20 protein-coding genes and 1 tRNA gene are annotated in these 20,720 nt (G+C 69.7%); 4 read left to right on the top strand and 17 right to left on the bottom strand.

Features of this window, described 5'->3' with window-relative positions:
• Positions 1 to 148: 148 nt before the first annotated feature.
• The 11 genes from ACI79V_RS10925 to ACI79V_RS10875 all read right to left on the bottom strand — a co-directional run bounded on the left by ACI79V_RS10925 (position 149) and on the right by ACI79V_RS10875 (position 12,172).
• Positions 149 to 1,510 (bottom strand): hypothetical protein, encoded by a 1,362-nt coding sequence (locus ACI79V_RS10925; protein ID WP_456889113.1) that lies wholly within the window; start codon positions 1,508 to 1,510, stop codon positions 149 to 151.
• A gap of 20 nt (positions 1,511 to 1,530) precedes the next feature.
• Positions 1,531 to 2,205, bottom strand: a complete 675-nt coding sequence (locus tag ACI79V_RS10920; protein ID WP_456889110.1) for an ABC transporter ATP-binding protein — start codon at positions 2,203 to 2,205, stop codon at positions 1,531 to 1,533.
• Entirely contained in the window at positions 2,202 to 2,753 is a 552-nt protein-coding gene (locus ACI79V_RS10915) for a PadR family transcriptional regulator (protein WP_456889109.1), read from the bottom strand. Before ACI79V_RS10915 ends, ACI79V_RS10920 begins: the two co-directional genes overlap by 4 nt.
• Positions 2,754 to 3,701: 948 nt before the next feature.
• Complete coding sequence (locus ACI79V_RS10910; protein WP_456889107.1) at positions 3,702 to 4,919, bottom strand: tyrosine-type recombinase/integrase; 1,218 nt, start codon at positions 4,917 to 4,919, stop codon at positions 3,702 to 3,704.
• Positions 4,920 to 4,960: 41 nt separating this feature from the next.
• A complete protein-coding gene (locus ACI79V_RS10905; protein ID WP_456889105.1) occupies positions 4,961 to 5,176 on the bottom strand; it encodes a helix-turn-helix domain-containing protein in 216 nt (71 codons plus the stop codon).
• Positions 5,177 to 5,310: 134 nt separating this feature from the next.
• Positions 5,311 to 5,559, bottom strand: a complete 249-nt coding sequence (locus tag ACI79V_RS10900; RefSeq protein WP_456889102.1) for a hypothetical protein — start codon at positions 5,557 to 5,559, stop codon at positions 5,311 to 5,313.
• A 52-nt stretch (positions 5,560 to 5,611) separates the two neighbouring features.
• Positions 5,612 to 6,349 (bottom strand): hypothetical protein, encoded by a 738-nt coding sequence (locus tag ACI79V_RS10895; RefSeq protein ID WP_456889101.1) that lies wholly within the window; start codon positions 6,347 to 6,349, stop codon positions 5,612 to 5,614.
• 1,785 nt (positions 6,350 to 8,134) lie between these two features.
• A complete protein-coding gene (locus ACI79V_RS10890) occupies positions 8,135 to 8,764 on the bottom strand; it encodes a terminase small subunit (RefSeq protein ID WP_456889099.1) in 630 nt (209 codons plus the stop codon).
• Positions 8,765 to 9,031: 267 nt separating this feature from the next.
• Positions 9,032 to 9,478 (bottom strand): hypothetical protein, encoded by a 447-nt coding sequence (locus ACI79V_RS10885; RefSeq protein ID WP_456889098.1) that lies wholly within the window; start codon positions 9,476 to 9,478, stop codon positions 9,032 to 9,034.
• Positions 9,479 to 9,580: 102 nt separating this feature from the next.
• Entirely contained in the window at positions 9,581 to 10,105 is a 525-nt protein-coding gene (locus tag ACI79V_RS10880) for a hypothetical protein (RefSeq protein WP_456889096.1), read from the bottom strand.
• Between the two features lie 1,674 nt (positions 10,106 to 11,779).
• Complete coding sequence (locus tag ACI79V_RS10875) at positions 11,780 to 12,172, bottom strand: hypothetical protein (RefSeq protein WP_456889095.1); 393 nt, start codon at positions 12,170 to 12,172, stop codon at positions 11,780 to 11,782.
• Positions 12,173 to 12,500: 328 nt separating this feature from the next.
• On the opposite strand from ACI79V_RS10875, the gene ACI79V_RS10870 reads away from it, so the two are divergent.
• Positions 12,501 to 12,863, top strand: a complete 363-nt coding sequence (locus tag ACI79V_RS10870; protein ID WP_456889093.1) for a hypothetical protein — start codon at positions 12,501 to 12,503, stop codon at positions 12,861 to 12,863.
• Positions 12,864 to 12,891: 28 nt separating this feature from the next.
• Here the strand turns inward: ACI79V_RS10870 and ACI79V_RS10865 are convergent, their stop codons facing one another.
• The 4 genes from ACI79V_RS10865 to ACI79V_RS10850 form a co-directional block, all read right to left on the bottom strand.
• On the bottom strand, positions 12,892 to 13,257 hold the full coding sequence (locus tag ACI79V_RS10865; RefSeq protein WP_456889092.1) for a hypothetical protein: 366 nt from the start codon (positions 13,255 to 13,257) through the stop codon (positions 12,892 to 12,894).
• A gap of 146 nt (positions 13,258 to 13,403) precedes the next feature.
• Positions 13,404 to 13,553 carry a hypothetical protein gene (locus ACI79V_RS10860; RefSeq protein WP_456889090.1) on the bottom strand — a complete coding sequence of 50 codons (150 nt, stop codon included), beginning with the start codon at positions 13,551 to 13,553 and terminating at the stop codon, positions 13,404 to 13,406.
• Between the two features lie 548 nt (positions 13,554 to 14,101).
• Positions 14,102 to 14,959, bottom strand: a complete 858-nt coding sequence (locus tag ACI79V_RS10855; protein ID WP_456889089.1) for a class I SAM-dependent methyltransferase — start codon at positions 14,957 to 14,959, stop codon at positions 14,102 to 14,104.
• 634 nt (positions 14,960 to 15,593) lie between these two features.
• A complete protein-coding gene (locus tag ACI79V_RS10850) occupies positions 15,594 to 15,797 on the bottom strand; it encodes a hypothetical protein (protein ID WP_456889087.1) in 204 nt (67 codons plus the stop codon).
• A gap of 880 nt (positions 15,798 to 16,677) precedes the next feature.
• Between ACI79V_RS10850 and ACI79V_RS10845 the strand changes: the two genes are divergently transcribed.
• Both ACI79V_RS10845 and ACI79V_RS10840 read left to right on the top strand, forming a co-directional pair.
• Positions 16,678 to 17,142, top strand: a complete 465-nt coding sequence (locus ACI79V_RS10845) for a hypothetical protein (protein ID WP_456889086.1) — start codon at positions 16,678 to 16,680, stop codon at positions 17,140 to 17,142.
• A gap of 11 nt (positions 17,143 to 17,153) precedes the next feature.
• Positions 17,154 to 18,011, top strand: coding sequence for a class F sortase (locus tag ACI79V_RS10840; RefSeq protein ID WP_456889084.1), 858 nt, complete (start codon positions 17,154 to 17,156; stop codon positions 18,009 to 18,011).
• A 257-nt stretch (positions 18,012 to 18,268) separates the two neighbouring features.
• On the opposite strand, the gene ACI79V_RS10835 is transcribed toward ACI79V_RS10840, so the two are convergent.
• Together ACI79V_RS10835 and ACI79V_RS10830 are read right to left on the bottom strand one after the other, a co-directional pair.
• Positions 18,269 to 18,342: transfer RNA gene (locus ACI79V_RS10835), tRNA-Gly, on the bottom strand.
• A gap of 284 nt (positions 18,343 to 18,626) precedes the next feature.
• Positions 18,627 to 19,133 (bottom strand): ester cyclase, encoded by a 507-nt coding sequence (locus tag ACI79V_RS10830; protein ID WP_456889083.1) that lies wholly within the window; start codon positions 19,131 to 19,133, stop codon positions 18,627 to 18,629.
• A gap of 131 nt (positions 19,134 to 19,264) precedes the next feature.
• Between ACI79V_RS10830 and ACI79V_RS10825 the strand changes: the two genes are divergently transcribed.
• Positions 19,265 to 20,710: an amidase gene (locus tag ACI79V_RS10825; RefSeq protein ID WP_456889082.1), complete on the top strand. Its 1,446-nt coding sequence runs from the start codon at positions 19,265 to 19,267 to the stop codon at positions 20,708 to 20,710.
• The last annotated feature ends 10 nt before the right edge of the window (positions 20,711 to 20,720 follow it).

Below are 20,720 nucleotides of genomic sequence, written 5' to 3'. Positions count from 1 at the left end.
CCATCGACCGTGCGTCGCCGGAGCTGTCTGCGGCGTAGAAGGGCCGGAGAAGGGCTGGCCGTCATGCCTGGATCGGTGCAATCGCGTCGTGTGCGGGCGTCTGCGGCGAGCTGGCGGGCAGCGATGACGCTGGCGGGTTCGTCGCTGGTCATGCGACGCGGAGGTTGGCCGGGTCGATGGCCGCACGGGTGCGGCTGCTCAGAAGCCGCACGATCCCCGCGTTCGCGAGCACCAGGAGGGCGACGGCGATCGGGCCGACGATGAGCAGCGGCCACGCGTCGACGGCGGGAGCCGATCCTGGGGTCGCGCTCAGGGCCCCGTAGCCGAGCCCGCCGATGAGCAGGCCGCAGACCAGAGGTGCGACCGTCGCTGCCCGCAGCCGCCGCCGCTGCACGACCTGCAGCGTGGCCACGTCGGCGCCGACGGCGGCCATCGCGGCCAGGGCCCGGCGGGTGGTGAGCAGGTCGTCGACCGCGGCCAGGGTGAGGGTCGCCAGTCCGGCCAGTCCTGCCAAGCCGGCGGCGACGGCGGCCAGCACGAGCCCGGGGAGGGAACCGCCGGAGCCGAGGGCAGTGCCCTCGCGCAGGGTGATGCCCAGCAGCACGGTGGCGACACCGGTGGTCAGGCCGGCACCCAGCAGCACCCCGGCGGCCCGTCCCGCGGGTCCCGCGAGGGTGCGCAGGCCGCCGGCGGCCAGCACGTCCGTGGTGCTGGTGCGGCGGCTCATCCTGGCGGCCTTGCCCCGGACCCAGGGCGTGCCGCTGCCCAGCGCGGCCAGCAGCAGCAGCGTCACCGCGGCGGACATCAGCGCCACCTGCACCTGCCGGTCGGCGATCTGGCTCAGTCGCGGAACGGCGAACATGCCGGTGAGCGCCACGGCCGCGAGCGCCACCCACCACCAGCCGCGGAGCGGACGCCGGCGGCGTCCGGTGCTCGAACGGGCGCCGGCGGCGGCGGCCAGCCCCGCGGACACCGGCACCAGGCACGCCCAGGTGAGGAGGTCGGCCGGTGCCAGCGCGGGCAACAGCCGGCTGGCCGCCGGCTGCGCGGGTCCGAGGACCAGCCACAGCAGCAGGTAGGCCGGCCCGGCCAGCAGTCCCCCCGCCGCGCCGGCGACGGCGGTCTCGAGCGCGCCCAGCCGCCGCAGGTCGCCCGGCGTGGCCCCCACGGTCGCCAGGGCCCGGTCGCGGCGGTGGCGGCGCGCGCTGCCGGCGGACACGGCCTGCCACGCCAGGACCACGGCGGTGGCGGCGACCAGCAGCACCGCGGTGGCCACGCCGATGCGGGTCTCGGCGCTGGTGACGATGCTGGCGAAGCGGGGGTCGTAGGAGACCTCGTAGACCTCGGTGGTGTCGGGAGGTGGGAGGGCGAAGGCCGGTACCCGGAACAGCGCTCCGGTGGCCAGGACCAGCGCGCCGGCCGCGCCGGTGCCGCCGGCCACCAACGTCGCCCGGGTGCGGGAGGCCCGCACACTCGGGGCCGCCAGCTGCCACAGGGCGGCAGGCCTCATGACAGACCTCGTGACAGGGCTCATGACAGGGCCACCTGGTGGGCGATGGCGCCGCGGCGCAGCCGGATCTCACGGTCGGCGCGGGCTGCGACCGCGTTGTCGTGGCTGACCAGGACCACCGACCCGCCGGCCTGCACCGTGGTGCCCACCAGCAGGTCGAGCAGCGCCCGCCCGGCGGTGGTGTCCAGGCTGGCGGTCGGCTCGTCGGCCAGCAGCAGCTGCGGCCCGGTGACCAGGGCGCGGGCGCCGGCGGCCAGTTGCGCCTGGCCGCCGGACAGGTCCGCCGGCATCGTGTCGGGCCCGACGTCCAGCCCGACCCGGTCGAGCCAGCCGTCGGCCGCAGCGCGGGCCTCGGCCGGCCGGTGGCCGTCCAGCAGCAACGGCAGCGCGACGTTGTCCCGCACCGACAGATCCGCAACCAGCTGCCCGAACTGCAGCACCAGGCCGATGTGCCGGCGCCGGAACCGTGCGCGCGCGGCGTCGTCGGCCCCGGACAGCTCGGTGCCGGCGACCACGACGCGGCCGGACTGGGTGCGCAGCACTCCCGCGGTCAGCAGGAGCAGGGTCGACTTCCCGCAGCCGCTGGGCCCGGTCACGGCGACGACCTCCCCGGGTTCCACGCTCAGCGACACGTCGCTCAGCGCCTGCGTGCGGCCGTAGGCATGGCTGACACTGGACAGCTCCACCGTGCTCATGCGCGGTTCTCCTCCTGATCGGGGCGGACGGTCTGCCGGCCGTCAGGGGCCGGCAGCAGGTCGGTGGCCAGCTCGAGCCAGCGCAGGTCGGCGTCGAGGTGGGCGATGAGGTGTTCCCGGACCAGTCGCTCGGCCGCGCCGGCGCCCGGTGGAGTGGCCTGCAGCTCTCGGATGCGCCGCAGGTGCGCCGCTCGCTGGCGGGCGACGAACCCGGCGACGTCGATGCCGGTGTGCAACGCGGCCACGGTCTTTCGGACGATCTCCTCCGCGCCCACCCCGGTGGGCGCCGCGGGCTCGGCCAGCCAGGCCCGCAGCCGCGCGGCACCCTCGGCGGTCAGCGCGTACACGGTCCGCTCGGGACCGCCCTCTACACGGGTCTCCACGACTTCGGCCAGCCCGTCGCGCTGCAGACGCGCCAACGTCGCGTACACCTGGCCATACGGCAACGGCCGGGTGTCCGGGAACCACGAATCGTGCTCCTGCTTGATGTCGTAGCCGTGCCGCGGCGAGCCCGCCAGCAAGGCCAGGTGGAGCTCGGTCAACGACATGCAGGATGTCTACACCCTGAGTAGGTACCAAGTGAATAGCCCAGCCGCGTTAACTGCACTGACTCTTCAGCCGATGAGGGATCTCGTTGGGGTCTGCCTGGCTCGGGCGCTTGCGGCGTTGACGCTCGCGCTCCCGGCGGCGTGCTCGGTCGTCGACTCTGTCCCTTCTCGCCAGGCCCTCACCGTCTGCGGCGGTCTCCGGTAACCCGTCACAACGACTTCCGGGACGCCGAGTGCACGAGGTGTATCCCTCTTGATCTTGACGAATGACGGCGGCGTGCACGTGCAGTCAGCCCATCCGCTGCCCTTGCCGGGCTACCCACCCGACCGGCCTGCCTGGGTCTCGGCGCAGCAGACCGCGTTCGACCCAGGGCACTGGCGCCGGCACCTCGGCGACGACGCGGTTCCGCCTCCGGAGTCTGCAACGCTCCGCCTCTACCAGGGGGCCATCGGCTCTTCACCCGGCAGGACGTGCCCCGGATCGCCGAGCGCGCCGGCGAGCCGCTTGCTGCGCTGCATACACACGTTGCCGCGGCCGCGTAGGTCGGAGGGCTGACGGTGGCGACGCGCTGGCGCATCGTGGGGCCGGCGTGGGCTCAACGAGTCGGCGAACTGGGCCGGGTGGCCGTCAACCTCGGCGGCCCCCAGTCGGGAGGAACTGCCGCGTGACCCACTTGGGTCATGAGGTCGGTCCCGCTGCCGTTGACGAGGGTCCTCACCGGGCCGTTTCAGGACAAGCGCGTGACCCACTCACTACCCACACGGCCGAAGACAGGGGTCCTGAAAGGGTTCGAACGGGCCGTCCGGAGGGTCCTCCAGACCTTCTCCGGGAGGGCTGACGGGCCGTGGAGCTGCGGAAACGCGTGGAGCGGGTGACCGGGATCGAACCGGCATGGCCAGCTCGGAAGGCGGGATCTCGTGACCCTGTCTGTGCTGGTCAGCGGCCTGTTAGGGCCTCCGCGCGGGGGCTCGTGACCCAGACATGACCCAGGGCTTCGGCGTGACCCAGGCGTGACCCACCGTCCCCCGGGCGTACCAGCTGTCCCGGTCCGGATCGTCGTCCGATGACTCGCCGGCGGCACCCAGCATGGCGTCGAGGGCGCGGGCGATCTCGGCGTCGCGATCGTCCGCGGCGTGCTGGTAGAGAAGCGCGGCGGCGGGGGAGGAGTGGCCGAGCTGGCGCATGAGCTCCTTGGTGGTCGCTCCAGTGGCCGCGGCCAGGGTGGCGCCGGTGTGGCGGAGCTCGTGAGGCCGGACCGCCGGCAGGCCGATGGCGTCGGCGGCCCGGTGGAAGGTCGTGTTCCAGTTGCTGCGGGCGAGGTAGCCGCCGGAACTGGTTGCGAACAGGAGGGCGTTCGGAGAAGCGGCGACGTGCCTCTCCAGGTGGTCCTTCAGTACGGCTGCGATGGCGGCGGGCAGTGTCACGGTGCGATATCCGGCGTCGGTCTTGGGATCGCCGACCACCCACCGGCCGCCGACGCGTCGGACCGAACGCTCGACACGCAGCCGGCCACCAGGCAGGACGTCGGACCGGCGCAGCGCGGTGGCTTCACCGAACCGGAGCCCGCCGAAGGCGAGGACGAGTAGCAGGGCGCGGTAGCGCTCGGTCCTCCGGTCCTTCCCCAGTTGCTCCGCCAGCTGCAGGGCCTCGACCGCGGTGAGGGCGCGGGACGGCCGGGAGGCCTTCGGTGTGCCGGCGCCGCGCAACCGGCAGGGATTGGAGGGGATGGCCTCGTCGGCCACCGCGACGTTGAGGATGGCGCGCAGGAGCCGGTACGCCTGCGCCAGCGCCGTCGGGCCGGTCGTCCGGCCGGCCTGGGCGTGCCAGGAGCGGACGGCGGCGGGGGTGACCTCGTCGACGGGCACGTCGCCCCATCTCCTGGCGAGGTGGTGACGCCACAGGCCCGCGTAGAGAATGCGGGAGCTCTCGCGGAGGTCGTTGCGGGCGAGGTAGTCCTCGGCGTAGTCGCCCACCGTTCTTCGGCTGGCGGTTGGAGCCCGCCAGGCCCTCCGGAGAAGGTCCGTCTGCTGGGTGGCCAGCCAGGCCCAGGCGTCGGCCTTGGTGCTGAAGACCTTGGCGTGGCGCCGACCGTCGGAGCCGCGATACCGAGCGCGAAAGCGACCGCTCGGCAGTTCGTCGACGGTGCCGAACGTCCGCTTGGTCACGTCGCGACCCTGGCGGGCAGATCAGCGGCTGCCTGTCGGAATCACCGCTGGCTGGGGACGCGGCCGCTGTCCACAAGGGCGTCTAGCGTCGCGCGCTCCAGGCGCACATACTTGCCGATCTTGACGTAGGCGATGCGCCGCTCGGTGATGAGCCGGCGGATGAATCGCTCGCCGGTGCCGAGGTACTCGCCAGCCTGCGCGACGGTCAGAAGCGGATTGCTCGGGGACCGCTGCTCGGTTGTCCGGTGCGCCGTCATGACGAGAGCCTCGGCAGCAGCCTCCAGTGGACCTCCAGCACCGTCTCGCCCTGCGGCCTAGCTGCAGTCCAGTGGCGCGTCACAGCCCATGGTCGGTGTCCTCAAGCGGCCCACTTGAGGACACTTCCTCGGCGTCAGTTGGGCCGAATCGATCCGTTGGCCGGCGGCCAAGGGTGCCCGCCGTAGGTTCCCGAGATCCGCAGCGCGTCGCGGACTGCCGGATTCTTTCGGTCACTGCCGAGGCCGATGTGCACCTGGGTGAGGGTTCGGTGGCTGGCGAGTACGGCGACGTCTTCCGGTTGCAGGTGCTCCATCTCGATCAGCGAGAGCAGCCGCAGTGCCGGGGCGTCGAGTAGCGGGCCGAGGTCGCTCAGGCCGCGCATGTGCTCAAGAGTCACCGTCGCCAGCGATCGGGCGTCGAGGAGCGGGGGCAGTTCAACGACCCCCCCGCAGTTTGGAGAGGTGAACATCCTCAAGCTGCGGCAGCCGCGCGAGGGGACTGACGTCGTCCAGGCCGCGCACAAGCCAAGCGGAAGACCGGCGCAGCGTTGCGAGCTCCGCCATGGGTTCGAGGTCGCTGCACCCGCCGGCCGCCAGGGTGAGGTCCTCGAGGTGGGGCAGCTCGATGAGCGGGGTCAGGTCGGCCGCGGCGCTCTGCAGGCGCAGTGTCCGAAGGTGCGGCAGGCTGCCAAGAACGTCGAGGGTCTTGACGTTCCCAAGATGCAGCTTGGTGACGGGCAGCCCACGGACAGAATCGGGAAGTCGTCGGATCTCGCATAGGCCGAGGATGTCCAGGCTGCAGAAGCGTGCGAGAGCGTCGAGGTGGCTTGGCTGAGGTAGCCGGGCGTTGATGGTCAGGGAGCGCAGCGAGTTAGGCAGAAGGTCCAAGCCGGAGGCGTCGGTGAGGTCGCTGTCGACGGTGAGCGCGGTGAGGTGCGGCTCGGCCCGGAGGAAGTCCAGCGTCGGCGGACGCCCGGCATACACACGCAGCTCCGCGTCGGGATGGTCGGCGAACCAGCTGCCCAGGAGCTCATGCTCGCTCGCGGCAAGCAGACCGCCGAATTGCACGACACAGGGCCCCTGGGGCAGTGACTCCAGCTCCCACGGGCGCAAGGGAGAACTGATCTCAACCTGTGCCAGGTAGGCGTTGGCCCCTTCCATCACTGTGATCACGGACGTGAGCTCGTCCCAAGAGTCGGGGCGGATCGGGCGTACCGCCCCTCCGTGAGGAAGGACATGCGCATGGGCGGCAGGTTAGACAGCGGTCAGACCTCGCTGACCTGAGCTCCGCAAGCTGCGCCCTTGCCCTCCTGGGCATCGCCCTGTGTCCTCAAGCGGCCCACTATGAGACAGGGCTGCTCGGCTCACTGAGCGACACTCGCCATAGCCTCTGAAGGTGGGCACTCAGGACAACCTCGACCATGCTGAGCGGCAGCGGCTGGTGCGCCTCGCCCTGTCCGACTGGTCGTCGGCAGCCGACGCCCGAGTCGACTCGGTGATCATCTCGACAAGCGGGTCGGAGTAAATCTGTTCGTTAACGGCGACTACCAGTACGTCGTCTTCTTCCAGGGGACGAGAACGGGCGGTGGGAACAGGCCGGGTCCTCCAGTGGCCACGCTGACCAGGCCTACATGGATGCTCAGGCTTGAGTCACCTGTCTAGCGAGTTGGCCGGTGTCCCTGAGCGGCCCACTTGGAGACACGCCAGAAATGCAACCTGCCAACCGGTCACAAGGTCGATAGGACTCGGCGAGTCCTCCTGCGAGCCTTATCAGGAAGCCATGAGGGCCCGCGGCCGGGCGCGCTATCGCCAGCACCGGGAGCAGTCCCCAGCCTGCCAGCGAACCGAATGCCACCTCTCGACTGACACCGCCAACGTCCCGCTCGGCCGACGCCTACTTTCCGGGCGCTCTGCTGCTAACCGACTAGCCCCCCGGGGACGGCGTGCCTAGAAGCTCCGTAAGACAGGCGTAGGTGGCTGCAAGGCTGGCGCGAGGTGCGGTCTCGGTCCATCCGTCAAGTGGTGCGGTCGAAACCGCCGGGATCCCCAAATTCCTCCACCACGAGAGCACGGCGTTCTCGGCGGCCAGCACATCGACATGCCGCAGGCCAGTCCACTGGGCCACCAGTCGGTAGCCGTTGAGCGCGTGCCTCCGCACCCTCGCCGCGCTACTGGCGATGCCCACCTTCAGTGCGTCCGCGTCAGGGTGCTCAAGTAGGTAGATGCGGTCGAAGACGGTGACGCACTGCTGGCAAGTCCCCTGCCCTCTTTGCACGCTGCTCGGTTGGGGGGAGCATTTGTGACCGGCGGCGCAGAAGACCGGGACCGGAGTGCCGCTGTTGACGTAGACCGCTCCTGGTGCCGGCCTGCCACCGAGTTCATCCACGCGAGCCCAGAACGCCGCCTCGGCGACCACCGGGTCAATGCCAGCGCAGGTGCGGCAGATCCCGTGCCCCTGCTGCATGTGGCTGGGCAGCGGGGCGCAAGCATGCCCGGACCGGCAGATGAGGGGCACCGGCGTGAGTGCGTTGACGTAGGTCGCGCCCGGCGCCGGTTGGGCTCCAAGCTCGGCGGCCCGCTCCCAGAACGCTGCCTCGGAGATTACGGGGTCTTGTCCCGCACAGGCGCGACAGAGCCCGTTGCCTCGCTGGAGGCTCGTTGGGGTTGGACTACAGGGATGACCTACGGCGCAGATGAGCTTCACCGGGATCTTGTTGTTGACGTAGACGGCGCCCGGTGCCGGCCTCCCTCCGAGGCGCCTGACCCGCGCCCAGAAAGCTGCCTTTGCGGCGCCTCGGTTGTTGCCAGCACAGATTCCACATAGGCCGCGCCCGACGAGCACATGAGCCGGCGTGGGAGCGCAAGGGTGTCCCGCTGCGCATACAAGTGGGACTGGCTTGCTGTTGTTGACATAGACCGCCTCGGGCGCGAGCCGACCACCAAGCTCGGCCACCTTGCCTATGAACGCCTCCCACACCTCGGCCGGAGATCTGCGGAGCGCCACGACGAGAACATAGGTTCGCGGTACGACATCCCCTGGCGGACGGGTAGGCCTACACCCCCAACTGCGGCACGCTCGTGTGGACGGGGCGGCGTCCACGTGGTTGCTACGCAGACGGCATCCTGACCAGCCCCGGCGCCCGCCTGCTGGTGCATCTCGACCTGGTAGTCCTGGATCTCCTGCTGCAGCTGGTCCTCGCAGCGCTTGCGGGGTATCTGCTTGTAGACCGCGTTGGCCTTGAGGATCGCCCTAGCTTGCTGAAGCGTCAGTCCCGCCATCGTCGTCACTGCCGACGACCTTTGTGCCGCGGTCAGAGCATCGGCCCAGCCCTTGCCCAAGGACTCGCCGTCCTTGCCCGTCAGATCCTGGCGTTTGCGCCAGCCGTCGTAGTTGTTCGTCAGGTTGAAGGCCGCGCCGCGGTCGTGGCGGCTGTCGAGCCGGCCCTCCCAAGACGCCTCGCAGCGCTGCTTCGCGCGCGAGATGGAGTCGAGAAACTCGTCGCGGTTCTTGTAGTTGATCAGGCTCTGCCAGCTTAGCCCAATGGCCAGTGCCAAGCCGCTCATCGTGTACGGCTGCTGCTCCGTCATGACCTCGCGCTCGCGCGAGATCGTCCCGCCCTTTCATTGATCCCGTAGTCGACCACGCGGCGTTGTGTATGCGGGTCACATAAGTCGAGGTATGCTTTAATGGCCCGTTCGCGCTCTTCGACGGTCTTGTACTTGAGCGGCCTTCCACCTGGGTGTCTGGCTGGCTCCGCTCATTGACTGGATTGTCGTCTGCCATATGCCCGCAATATGACACGGGCGTCGGACAAATATTCAGACTCTTGACCCGCATGACTGTCTGCGGACTACTCACAAGTTCTTCGGGTAGCGCCCGCGGTGCAGCTTAGGGCGGCGCAAGGATTGCGTCCAGAACCGGTGATCTGCGTCCACATACCAGACAAGTATCTCGTAGCTTGCCGTAGGGCGGTCCAGCTCTTGGGAGACGGCCTCTCCGGACATGAGCTTCTCAGCCGGCCGACCGCCGAATGTTGCATCTCCCCAAACGGGTTCCCGGCGGAAGGTTCTCAACTCGTACGGGAAGGCCAGCACCCAGACATTGCTAATAGGCCGAGTTGAGTCGTTGGTGATGGTAACCTTTAGTCTTCGCCCTTGGTAAAGTTCGCAGTGAACCAGGCGAGCTTGATCGGCCTCGTACTTGCTGCGTTCCCGCTTCAGCGTCGTCAGTGCGGCATAGACCGACAACGGTGTCAAGACGGAAGCCGCCCATGTCGGAACATCCCCCCAGTCGACCCCCACAGCTGCAGGCTCTCAGGGCTAGCCGTGCGGACGCGGAAGGCGTAGCCCTTGCCGCCCAGGGTGTCGGACATGCGTATCGCGAGTGACCGAGGGGCCTGCCGATTAAGCCTTGATTCCATGAGATGCCAGGAAGCCTCGCCAGGCAGCAACACTGCGCTCTGCCAGCTCCAACGCCTCAATCGTCTGTTGCGGCTTCGTGGATGAGAAGTACACGACAGGAACACTGACGTTGCCCGGCTCGAACCTGGCCTTGTCCACGTATGCGGTCAGTCTCGTCGGATCGTCGGCGGTGTGGTGCTTGGTCGTGACAGCGAGCGCATTGACGATCTTGAGCGGCTCGCTGGTTTGGTAGTACTGCCAGAGCATCGTCTTCGTGATGCGACTCGCCTCGTCGGCGTCGTACTGCAGGTGGTCAAGGACGTGCCGGCAGGCCACTGCGGAGTCCTGCACGACACGCTTGATTGACGGGTTGCCTTCAAGGGTCTCGCCTGCGTAAGCCCTCCGGAGGCGTTCCAGGTGGTCGAGCATCAGTTGCCACTGTTCGCGCCATGGCCGATCGGCGGCCCAGTCAATCTCGTGAGCAACGCTGTCCGACGAGAGGACCGTCTCATGCAGCGTCACCTCCATGGTCCGGCCGACGAAACCGCACTCGGGGCACGGCGTGTCGGCAACGCTGCGGGCGCGATCGGTTCCGCACTTACTGCATCGAATTGAGGTCGCCATCCGTGAACAATAGCACTTGTTTATGCGTACCCCCGGCCCTTCCCTGCTCACTCCCCTGCCGGAGTGCTAACAGGGGTGGCGGGATGCAAAAGGCACTCTTGTTCGCTTTTCGTTCGGGGCGGGGGAGTAGGCGTAAGCGCTGAACACTAAAGTTGTTCAATCCGCTTACGTAGCCCCGCGTAGACCGGCCTTGTGCCAGCCTGGACAGCCGACGATGAGTACGTTGGCCGCCAAGCCTTCGACGCCTGGCGCTTTGAGTCCAAACGGCTGATCACCTGAGATTGGGCCGACATGGGCGAAGCCGAGCAGTGCCGCTGGATCGAGCGAGCTACTGACCGGATGGCCACGCCGCTCAAGAGCCGGCGTCGACTGCGGCTGGAGGTAGCGGCACCCAGCTAGGCGCAACACGCCCGGGATACAAGCTGCGCGCAACGGCCGTGGGCCGCAACCGTTGAAGACCGTGTGGAGACACCAGTCTCCGGCTTGGAGGACCTGTGATCACGACCATCGGCCTGGCCACTGCTGTGACCCTCGTCGTCCTGGGCGTGCTGGTCTGGGCGGTCCTGCAAAACCCCGGCAAGTTCAAGCTGAGGCTCTCATGCTGGCGGTTATTGAGTCTTGACCTGAGCGCCACGGCAGGTATGAGGCCCAAGCGGAACTATGCCAGCAGGGCAACTCGGCCTTGCTCCGGCCACGTGACCGTGGTCGATTGCAGGCACGGCCAGGGCAGCCGAAGGTCTGCAGAGACCTCAAGGGCCGCCTGAATGCTGATAGTGAGCTCCCGCCGGCGGGTTCAGTAGATCGCCCGGGACCACAGCCGTGTACGGACACGGGCCCAGGGCAACCGGATGGCCACGGCGCTCAAGCGGAAGCGCCGGCTGCGACCGCGCTAGTCCGTCGAGGCGGGTACCATGGTGGTGCGAGCAAGCGGTGCGGCACTTGCCACACGGGACCTGCCCAAGCCCGTGACACGTTTGATCGCTCGGAGGTGACAAGCCTTCGACTGGCGGGTCGATGGTTGGCAATGCGTTCAACCGATGGGTCTCATCCTCCAGAAGCCTAGCGACCGCTTTGCTTCTGGAGGGTTCCCTTGACAATCGCCATCATCGCGACCGCCGCCCTCGTCCTCCTCGTTCTGGCCGTCCTGTGGCGACAGGACCCCGACGAACTTGAGGTGAGCTTCCTCGGCTTCCGGCTCAAGTCGAAGGGCCGGCGCCGGGGCCCAGAAGGCCGGGGTTCCCGTAAGCGTTCCCGATGACCTGAAAGCGGTTGGTCTCCACGCTCAACAGCGCCTCCTGGATGTGGTTAACCTCCGAGTCCCATCCCGGCATTGCATATGGCGGACTGGATAGAACGATCGACGAAGGCGTCAGGCGTGCCGCTCAAGGTCAGCGACCCGGATGCGCTTATTGCCATCGCGGGCATGGTCGTCCATAGTTAAGCGGAAGCGGCGGGTTAATCCGCACAGCCTGTCGTCTAGCACATTCCTCGGTACTTCGAAGCCCGGTCGGCTCGCTGGCCAGCCAATTAATCCCGGATCAAACTCTTGCTTGCCAGATGTAGGACCGGGCTCGTTTATTACTCGACTTCCGGATCGTCCGATGGTTCAGTCTCATGAGAACCCTCGGGATCCGCATCGGCGTCCCGCTGACGATCCAGCTGGCGGTTCAGCAACTCCGTCATCGCCTTGATATGCTGAGCCGAATACCCCTTGAACTTGATCGGCTGGCCCTCAGCGGTCAGCTCGATCTCCTTATCCTTATTGCGTTCCAGGGCAGCCCTCGTGATACCCGTGAAGGCCGCTGCCGCGGAGCCGGCCGCAGCGGTGTACCCGAGGACGGCTGCGATCGCGTCGGAGGAGATGCCTACGGCATGCCCTTCTCCAGAGACTCGGCCAATCGTGATCCCGATACCGGTGTCCCGCGCGGGCTTCGGCTGCTCCTCGGCGGAGCAGTCATCAGTGCTGCTCATGCAAAGAGGGTCCACCTCGACGGGACGTTGGACCAGAGCCTCCGCCGTCAGTCCTCAAGCGAGCCAGACGACCTCCACGTCCTCGGGCTTGAAGACCCAGCAGTGCCGGTACTCGGCCTTCGCATGCCAGTGATGTCGGACGGATGGATGACGACCTGCGCGGGGTCGTTCGCGATGCTGCGACGTCCACAGTGACGGATGCGTGACGCTGTGGTGACGGCTGTACGTGAAGGTGATGCTGTCAGCTAGACCTGCGGCGCTACACCTGACCTTGCCTGCGTTCATGCGGGGCGCGCGAGGCTGGTGCCGATCCCTCGGGAGATGAGTTATGGCCGTAACCGTCGTTCGCAATATTACGAACATCACCGGGCATCGAATCCTCTTCATCAACTCCGAGACCTCGCGAGACAACAGGTACATCGATGACAACTCCACGGTGTCTGTCGACGCTTGGACCCCGTGGTGCACCAAGGAACGGGACTTCCCGGCCCATCACTTTGAGATCATCAACGATGAGAACGAGCAGATCCTTTGGTACGTCTGGCAGCGGAATGTCGGTGGGGACGACCGTGTCCGAGCCTCGCGAGGAGGCTGGGAAGATCCAGGTGGACGCATCGAAGGCAGGTCTCAGGTCGGTGGAAGCTGCAACCTTTTCGTGCGCCCCGACGGTTTGTCCGCCAGTGAGGCGTAGCGGCTGCCTCACCTAGCGATGAAGGAGTTCAGGCGCTCCACTCCACGGCGATGTCCTCAGGCTTGAAAACCCAGCCGTGCCAGCGCTCGGCCTTCGTCATCCCGGTGATGTCCGACGGACAAATGACGATCTTCTTGATGAGCAGGGTCAGTACGCGGCGCTTCCACTCAAGGTCGCTGGCCTCCCAAACCTCGCGGACCCGCGGTCCGGCATACAGCAGCTGGCGGGCGGCGAGAAGCCCGTTCAGCGTGCCGATCTCCCGGTCGATCGCTGCCAGGCGGGCGTCAGCGGTGTCCATGGCCTGCCGGTAGTTCTTGGCCGTCATCTCGCCCGCGCCGACCATCCGGTTCAGCATCTCGATCGTCTCGGACTGCTGCCGGTGCTGTTCCAGCAAGTCGGCCAGCTTGGCCTTCCGACGCGCGCAGTCGGTCGCGGTGCGGGACGAGGTCGGTGAGCGGCCGGTCGATCTCCCGGTCGCCCATCGGCTCCCCCGAGGCGTAGGCGTGGATGCGGCCGCTGAGCATGCTCAGTCGCTCCATGTCAGGTCCCAGCCAGCCGGATGCGGACCGGAGCGCGCGGGTGCACGAACCCGAACCCGACCCGCATGGTGGCCCGGACCGCGATCCGGTCGGACGTGAAGTAGACCGTGGCGTCGGACTGCACCTCGGCCTCGCGGCTGACGGCCACCACGACCCGATCGGCAGCGACGACCCCAGATCGTCCCGGCGGGCACGTCCGGCGACGCGGCCAGTGGCACCCCCGAGACGGTCGACCGGCCCGGCTGCGACGGGTCCGGCTGGAGGAGGGCCTTTTGCGAACCGGTGGCCTCCTTGATCTGCCGGAAGGTCAGCGCGTTGGTCGGGTTCACGAAAAATGCGGTCGTCACCGCGCCTTGCTGCGCGGCGAGGCTCTGCGCCTGCACGAAGGCGTCGAAGTTGGTCGGCGTCGTCCCGGCCGGGATGTCCTGCACGTTGCCGACCCGGCCCGGGTGGTCAGGCTGCCGAGCCCGGCCGGACCGTTGGCCTTGGTGTTGGCGAAGAACGCGGCGTCGGCCTTGCGGGCGAGGTCGCGGGCCAGCCCCCGGCCGAGCTCGGTGGTGGCTTCGGGTGAACTGTCCTCGGCCAGCTCGGAGGTGACGACGGAGAGGCCGGCCGCTGTCGCACTCGCCCTGGGTCAGCAGCGCCTGCGACTGTGTCGGCTGACGGGGACCGAGCTCCGCCAGCGTCGCTGACGCCCATTCATGTGCCGGAGATGTCCTGCCGCTTCGGTGATGGTGGGCTCGTGTGCCGGCGGGTCCGCAGGACGGCGCAGTAGCCGGGGATCGGCTCAAGGCGCTCGGGCGTGCGTGTGGGCACCGCGTCGATGACGGCCGGGCCGCTGGCCACGGTGACCCAGCCCGCGGACGGGAAGGCCTCGGCCAGCTGGGCGGGTCCGAAGTCCGAGGGCCGGGGCAGCCCGGCGGCCAGGACCCGTTCCAGAGGCCGGGGCAGGTGGGTCGGGGTCGCTCCCAGGTGCTGGAGGTAGTCCAGCGGGCTGCCGGGGAAGTGTGTCTCGGCGAGCAGCAGCGTGCCGCGCACGCCCAGCAGGTCGTGCAGGTTGGCGGCCAAGGCGCAGCGGGCCGGGCCGGGCAGCACGTGGAAGACCCCGCGCACGAAGACGTTGGCGTCGCCGAGCTCGGCGGCCAACCGCTCCCCGGCGCCGGGCGCAGTCATGTCCACCGCGCGGAAGGCGACACCGCTCCGGCCGGCGGACTCCGCGGAGGATTGCGCACTTGCCTCTGCGGTGGCCCGGGCGACGGCGTTGGGGGACAGGTCCACGCCGAGTGTGCCAGAGGAGTGCTGCGCCAGCAGCCGTGTGAACCGGCCGTTGCCGCAGCCGACATCGACCAGCGGCAGGGCGGCGTCGGCGTGGCGGCGCATCTGGGCCAGGTAGGACTGCCCCTCCCGGTCGCTGCCGGAGTCCCACAGCACGTCCCCGCCCGGTCCGGTGGCGCGCACGGCGCCCCAGTAGGCATTCCACCGCTCCGTGGTGTCCCGGGGGGCGCGCCGTGCCAGGCGGGCGACCTTGGGGACGAGCAGCGCCTTCTTCCACGACACGGCGGCCTCCCACTGCGCAACGGGGCGGCGGAACGGACGCCGGCGACCGGCGACGTCGGCTGGAACCTAGAGCAGATCGCCGGCTCGGCGTCGGACGTGTACGTACCGTGCGAATCCTGGCCGCGCGGACTTCACAGGCCGGGGTGGCGGTGTCCCAGTGTCGACCGCCGCGTGCTGGCCGAGGGGTCCATCCACGTCATCGACTACTCCGAAGTCAATCGGAGGTGGCAGTGGTCGACTGCGGCTCGGAGGTCCTGAGCCGGCCCACTCCCTGACTGGCCGCTCCACTGTGCCCCAGAAGCCGCCATTAGGGACACCCACGCCGGGCGCCCAGGCGCCGCCCCTAGCGAGTGCTCCGTTGCTGAGGAGCCGCAAGATCAAGTGGGACACACCTCATGCATTCGGGGCTCCGCAACTCGTTGTGACGAGTGGACGGCGACGTGGGTGGACGGGGGTGCAGACCCGCTGGCGGTCGGGCGGGACGGTGCGTCACCGGCGCTCAACACCCTCCCGCGTGATCGTCGTGCAGGTCAGAACGCTTGGCCGGGGCTCACCTACCGTCCAGCAACGCCAAGGGGCCACACTGCCGGCGACGACGAGCGGCGCGCCGCTGGAGAGGTGCTGCTGCTCGGGCTTAGTGCAGGTCCGGGGCGCCGGTCCGCCGGGCCCGCCATCGGTAGGACTGCAGCACGGGCTGCAGTGCCCGGCCGAGGCCGGGGAGGTCGCGGTCGTAGACGCGGCCGTCGTCCAGTTGGCCGGCGAGCTCACCGAGCAGCTTCGCCCAGTCTCGGCGGGTCGGCTCGAGGGGGACACCGATCTCGACCCGCCGCTCGACCACTTGCACCGCGGTCCGGTCGGAGGCCGCAGCGCGGGTTTGTTCCCAGGCTCGGTGGCGGCAGGTGGCGGAACACCACTTGGGGATCGGTCCCCGGCTCTTCGGGGTGATCGGCCCACCGCACCACCCACAGTTCCGTGCCGCGGCCCGCCGCTCGCGACCGGCCACATCCGCATCAGGGGCTCTCGACCGAGCCACGCTGGCCGGGGTTGGCTCCGCCCGCTGACGCCGTCGGGACTCCGGCTCTCGCCGTTGCCGCTCACGTTCACGCTGTCGGGCTCGGTACCCCGGGCTCCCGCTGGTTCCCATGCCATAGACGCTGCAGATGAGCCTTCAGTAACTCGTCACCACGAGTCTCGGGACCGCAGGTGCAAGACGTGTGTGCCACTTCGTCGTGGGGCTTCTGTAGTGCCGTCCATGCGGCGGAGTGAGCCGGTAGTGGCGGAGTTGCGGCCAGCAGGATCTGTGGTCGCGTCGGAGGCGAGGGGCCACGTTGCTTACCGCTCTGCCACGCGACGGCCGCTTTAGTGACTGTCCTTACGAGCAGCTGGCCGCTGTGTCCCGAAGTGCTCCTCGGCATGAGCACGGTTGACGTGCTGGCTGGCCCACTCGGGGACGCTGCGCCGAGAGATGTGCACTCGGTCGTAGGGCGTGGTCATCAGAGTCGACCAAAGCGCGCCGCGCCGTGTCAGCGAAGGTCAGGACGTCCGGCGGTGTAGCGAGTCCCCTGGGACGCATGGGGCTCATGCGAGTCCGGCTGGCGAACATCGCTAGCTAGTTGGCCGAGGATCAGCACAAGTGCTCCGACTACGTGCCGTATCGGAACGGAACCGCTGTGTGAAGGTGGCAGCCGCCTCACACACAGATTCCTGGAGTCCAGATCATGCGTCGTACCACCTCCGCCGCCACTGGTGTCCTGTTCACCGCGGCCCTGTCCTTCGCTTTCGCCGGCACGGCCCACGCAGCCGACCGATACAACTGCCCGGACTTCGTCTCGCAGGCGGACGCCCAGGCTGTCTACGACGCCGACACGAGCGACCCGAACGGCCTGGATGGCCCCATCGGCACCGGCTCCGAAGGCGTTCCTGGCGTGGCCTGCGAGAACCACGACTACATCGCCAACCCGGGGACCGTCACCGCCGCCATGGCCCTCGGTACCACGAACCAGGTGGCCCCCAGCACCACGAGCCAGGTGACCACCCGTCCGGCGGGCGCCGTCGCCGCCGGCGACGGCAGCTCGTCCGGCGACGACGCCGGCGCCCTGCCCTACGTCCTGGGCGGCGTCGCCCTGACCGCGGCTGGTGGGGCTGCGTTCGCTGCCCGGCGCAGCTCCCGCGCGACCGTCTGACCTCCCACGACGTGCGGCACCGCGCACCCGTCACCCACCCCGGCCACACGCTGGCCGGGGTGGGTGACGCGGTGCGCATCGTCGCGGCGTACCCGCCACCGCCGCCACCAGGTGCGAGGGCGTCGGGCACCGACGCGGAGCTGGAGGCTCTCCTCGCCCGGCCTCCTCGCGTCACCCGCTACGGACGGCCCCGTCGCCCCACCGCCCGGCCCCGCGCGGCCCGGGCCTGGGCCGGCACCTCCGCCGTGCTCGCCGCCGCGGGCATCTCTGCGATCGTCGTCCTGCCCCAGGACGTGAGTGACCCCGTCCGACTCGACGTCCCCCTCGCCGTGGACGCCCCCCCGGTAACCGCGACCGCAACTCCGTCCGCGCCTCCTGCCGAGGCGGTCAGTCCGGCGGCCAGCGCACGGCAACTGCCAGCCAGCACTCCCAGTCGGGTCCAGATCCCGGCGCTCGGGGTGACCTCCCGGATCATGCAACTCGGCCTGGAGCGGGACGGCTCCATGGAGGTCCCGCCGGGCGCCTATCCGGTCGGCTGGTACGACGGCAGCCCCACACCCGGTCAGCTCGGGCCCGCGGTCCTCGCCGGCCACGTGGACTGGGAGGGCGAACCGGGAGCCTTCTACGGGCTGCGGGAGCTGCGCCCCGGGGACACCGTCGTCGTCGACCGCGCCGATGGCACTGCGGCCACCTTCCGGGTCGACCGCGTCGAGGAGCACGCCAAGGACGACTTCCCGACCGAGGAGGTCTACGGCGACATCGACCACGCCGGCCTCCGGCTGATCACCTGCGGCGGGACGTTCGACGAGGACACGGGCGACTACCTGGACAACGTCATCGTGTTCGCCAGCCTCGCGACGGTTGGCTGACACTCAAGCTCTGGGCGCAGTCCCTGCGTCTGCCCTCCGTCGGGAGCAGCCGAGGGTCGTGACCCACTTGGGTCACGACCCTCCCTCCGGTGGGCCCGAGGAGGTCCTCAGCAGGCTGTATGGGCTCAGCGGCGTGACCCATTCATGACCCACGCAGCGGAAAGCAGGGGTCATGAAAGGGTTCAAACGGGCCGTCCGGAGGCTCCTCCAGAACTTCTCCAGAGAGCCTGACAAGTCGGTTGACCTGCGGTTTTGCGTGGAGCGGGTGACCGGGATCGAACCGGCATGGCCAGCTTGGAAGGCTGGGGCTCTGCCATTGAGCTACACCCGCGAGACCGTGGGAGCGAACGTGTGGAAACCCGTCCCCTCGCCACGAGAACCCAGGCGACCAGGATCGACCGGGGTTCAGTCCGGCACGAGGGTAGCGTGCGCCGGATCCGGAGCGCGCCCCGCTCCGTGACTACTTGCCCTACGGCGCCCCAGGACTCCGGTTCCGGGCTGGGTGTGTCTGCCGTCCTGGAGGACCTCGCGGAGGAGCGCGCGGTGGTCCGCGCCGGCATCGACCTCCGGCCGACGGACGGGCCCCAGCGCTGCCGGCTCGGCGCCGTCCGCGCGTCAGCCGCGCAGCCGGCGCTTCAGCTGCGTCCGGGCGTTGAACATCCTCTTCATCAGGCGGTCGGCAGGCGAGCCGTCAGCCGGGACCATGCCCAGCTGCCGTGCGTACTCCATCTGGTCGAACGCGACGAAGCCGGTGCGGATGCGGCCCTCCCGGACGACGAAGTGGTCCATGCCCTCGAGCGTGATCGCCTTCCCGGTCGGCGCGATGCCCTGCAGCGTGCCGCGTTGGGTCCCCGTCATGCGCCAGTGGACGAACACGTCATCACCGTGCCCGGCGAGAGTGAGGATCTCGACGTGGAAGTCGGGCATCCCGGTGAACGTCTCCACCCAGAAGCGCACGATCTCGTCCGCGCCCCGGCAGACCCGCTGCGGGAAGTGGCTCACGGACTCGTCGTCGTAGAGCCGCCGCAGTGACGAGGAGTCGTGCGCGTTCAGCCGGTCGAACGTCCAGCGGATGACCGACTCGGGCGAGGTGTCAGCGGTTACCGGGACGGGCGAGGTCATGGGACAGCCTGGCACCGGGCCGTCGTCGTGCCAACCTCCTTCTGACGCGGCACCCGTGAGCCGAAAGGCGCGCCTGCCCGTGGGCTGACCCGGCCCTCCCGGTGGCCGCCGTGGCGCTAGCGTCCGATCCCGTGACCGAGACCACGTGGCTGGACGCGACGGCGCAGGCGGAGCTGGTGCGGCGGGGCGAGGCGAGCCCCGCCGAGCTGGTCGAGGCGGCCATCGCCCGCATCGAGAAGCTCAACCCCGAGCTGCACGCCGTCGTCCGGGACCGCTTCGAGGACGCCCGAACGGAAGCCGCCGGGGAGCTGCCCGACGGCCCGTTCCGCGGCGTGCCCGTGCTGCTCAAGGACATCGGCTGCCACGTCGCCGGCGAGGAGACCCGCTACGGGACGTCGTTCCTCGCCGGCGTGCGCTGGCCGCACGACAGCCACCTCGGCCGGCTCTTCCGCGAGGCGGGCCTGGTCACCGTCGGCCGCACCAACGTGCCGGAGTTCGGCACCACGGTCACCACCGAGCCGGCCTGCAACCCGCCGGCGCGCAACCCGTGGGACCCGGCGCACTCCGCCGGCGGCTCCTCGGGCGGCTCGGCGGCCGCGGTCGCCGCGGGACTCGTGCCCATCGCGCACGCCAACGACGGCGGCGGCTCGATCCGCATCCCCGCCAGCGAGTGCGGGCTGGTCGGGCTCAAGCCCACCCGCGCCCGCGTCAGCCAGGGCCCCGACGTCGGCGAGGGCTGGGCCGGGGCCACGATCGACGGCGTCGTCACCCGCTCGGTGCGCGACACCGCCACCGCCCTCGACCGGATCGGCCGCCCCATGCCCGGCGATCCCTACACCGCCCCGCCGCTGCCGCGCCCGCTCGCCGAGGAGGTCGGCGCACCGGTCGGCCGGCTACGGGTGGCGCTGCTCGACACCGACCCGCCGGGCGCCTACCTCGACTCCCCGCACTGCCGCGCCGCCGTCGAGCACGCCGGCCGGCTGCTGGAGGACCTCGGCTGCGCGGTCGAGCCCGGCACGCCCACCGGCATGTTCGACGAGCGCTTCCCGCGCTTCTTCACCGCGACCATCGCCGCCGACGTCGCGCTGACCATCGCCGCGTTCGAGCGGGTCCTCGGCCGCCGGGTCGCCGACGAGGAGCTCGAGCCGCGCAACGCCGTCTACCGGGCGGTCGGGGCGGAGATGCCGGCCACCGACTACCTCGGCGCGCGGACGTGGCTGGGCCACTGGGTCCGGCGGATGGCCGCCTTCTGGGCGTCGCCGGAGGAGGGCGGCAGGGGAGTCGACCTGCTGGTGACGCCGACGGTCGGGGCGCCGCCGCCGGAACTGGGCTGGTTCACCGCGGAGGGGCCCGAGCAGGAGGGCCGGCGGATCAACAGCTACATCCCCTACACCGCGCAGTTCAACGTCACCGGCCAGCCGGCGGTCAGCCTGCCGCTGCACTGGACCGACGACGGCCTGCCGGTGGGCGTGCAGCTGGTCGCCGCCTACGGCCGGGAGGACGTGCTGGTGCGGGTGGCCGCGGCGCTGGAGCAGGCCGCGCCGTGGGCGGGCCGCCGTCCGGCGGTCGCCGCCTGAGCCGTCCCGG

The organism is Geodermatophilus sp. SYSU D00700 (assembly GCF_054050255.1).
This window is presented reverse-complemented; position numbering and strand designations above follow the sequence as displayed.

Bases quoted from the DNA above. Each gene is read 5' to 3' on its own strand.
- ACI79V_RS10830 (WP_456889083.1), bottom strand. From the start codon at position 19,133: ATGACCTCGCCCGTCCCGGTAACCGCTGACACCTCGCCCGAGTCGGTC.
- ACI79V_RS10875 (WP_456889095.1), bottom strand. From the start codon at position 12,172: ATGAGCAGCACTGATGACTGCTCCGCCGAGGAGCAGCCGAAGCCCGCG.
- ACI79V_RS10890 (WP_456889099.1), bottom strand. From the start codon at position 8,764: ATGACGGAGCAGCAGCCGTACACGATGAGCGGCTTGGCACTGGCCATT.
- ACI79V_RS10905 (WP_456889105.1), bottom strand. From the start codon at position 5,176: ATGACGGCGCACCGGACAACCGAGCAGCGGTCCCCGAGCAATCCGCTT.
- ACI79V_RS10915 (WP_456889109.1), bottom strand. From the start codon at position 2,753: ATGTCGTTGACCGAGCTCCACCTGGCCTTGCTGGCGGGCTCGCCGCGG.
- ACI79V_RS10925 (WP_456889113.1), bottom strand. From the start codon at position 1,510: ATGAGGCCTGCCGCCCTGTGGCAGCTGGCGGCCCCGAGTGTGCGGGCC.
- ACI79V_RS10880 (WP_456889096.1), bottom strand. From the start codon at position 10,105: ATGGAGGTGACGCTGCATGAGACGGTCCTCTCGTCGGACAGCGTTGCT.
- ACI79V_RS10845 (WP_456889086.1), top strand. From the start codon at position 16,678: ATGCGTCGTACCACCTCCGCCGCCACTGGTGTCCTGTTCACCGCGGCC.
- ACI79V_RS10900 (WP_456889102.1), bottom strand. From the start codon at position 5,559: ATGCGCGGCCTGAGCGACCTCGGCCCGCTACTCGACGCCCCGGCACTG.
- ACI79V_RS10920 (WP_456889110.1), bottom strand. From the start codon at position 2,205: ATGAGCACGGTGGAGCTGTCCAGTGTCAGCCATGCCTACGGCCGCACG.
- ACI79V_RS10870 (WP_456889093.1), top strand. From the start codon at position 12,501: ATGGCCGTAACCGTCGTTCGCAATATTACGAACATCACCGGGCATCGA.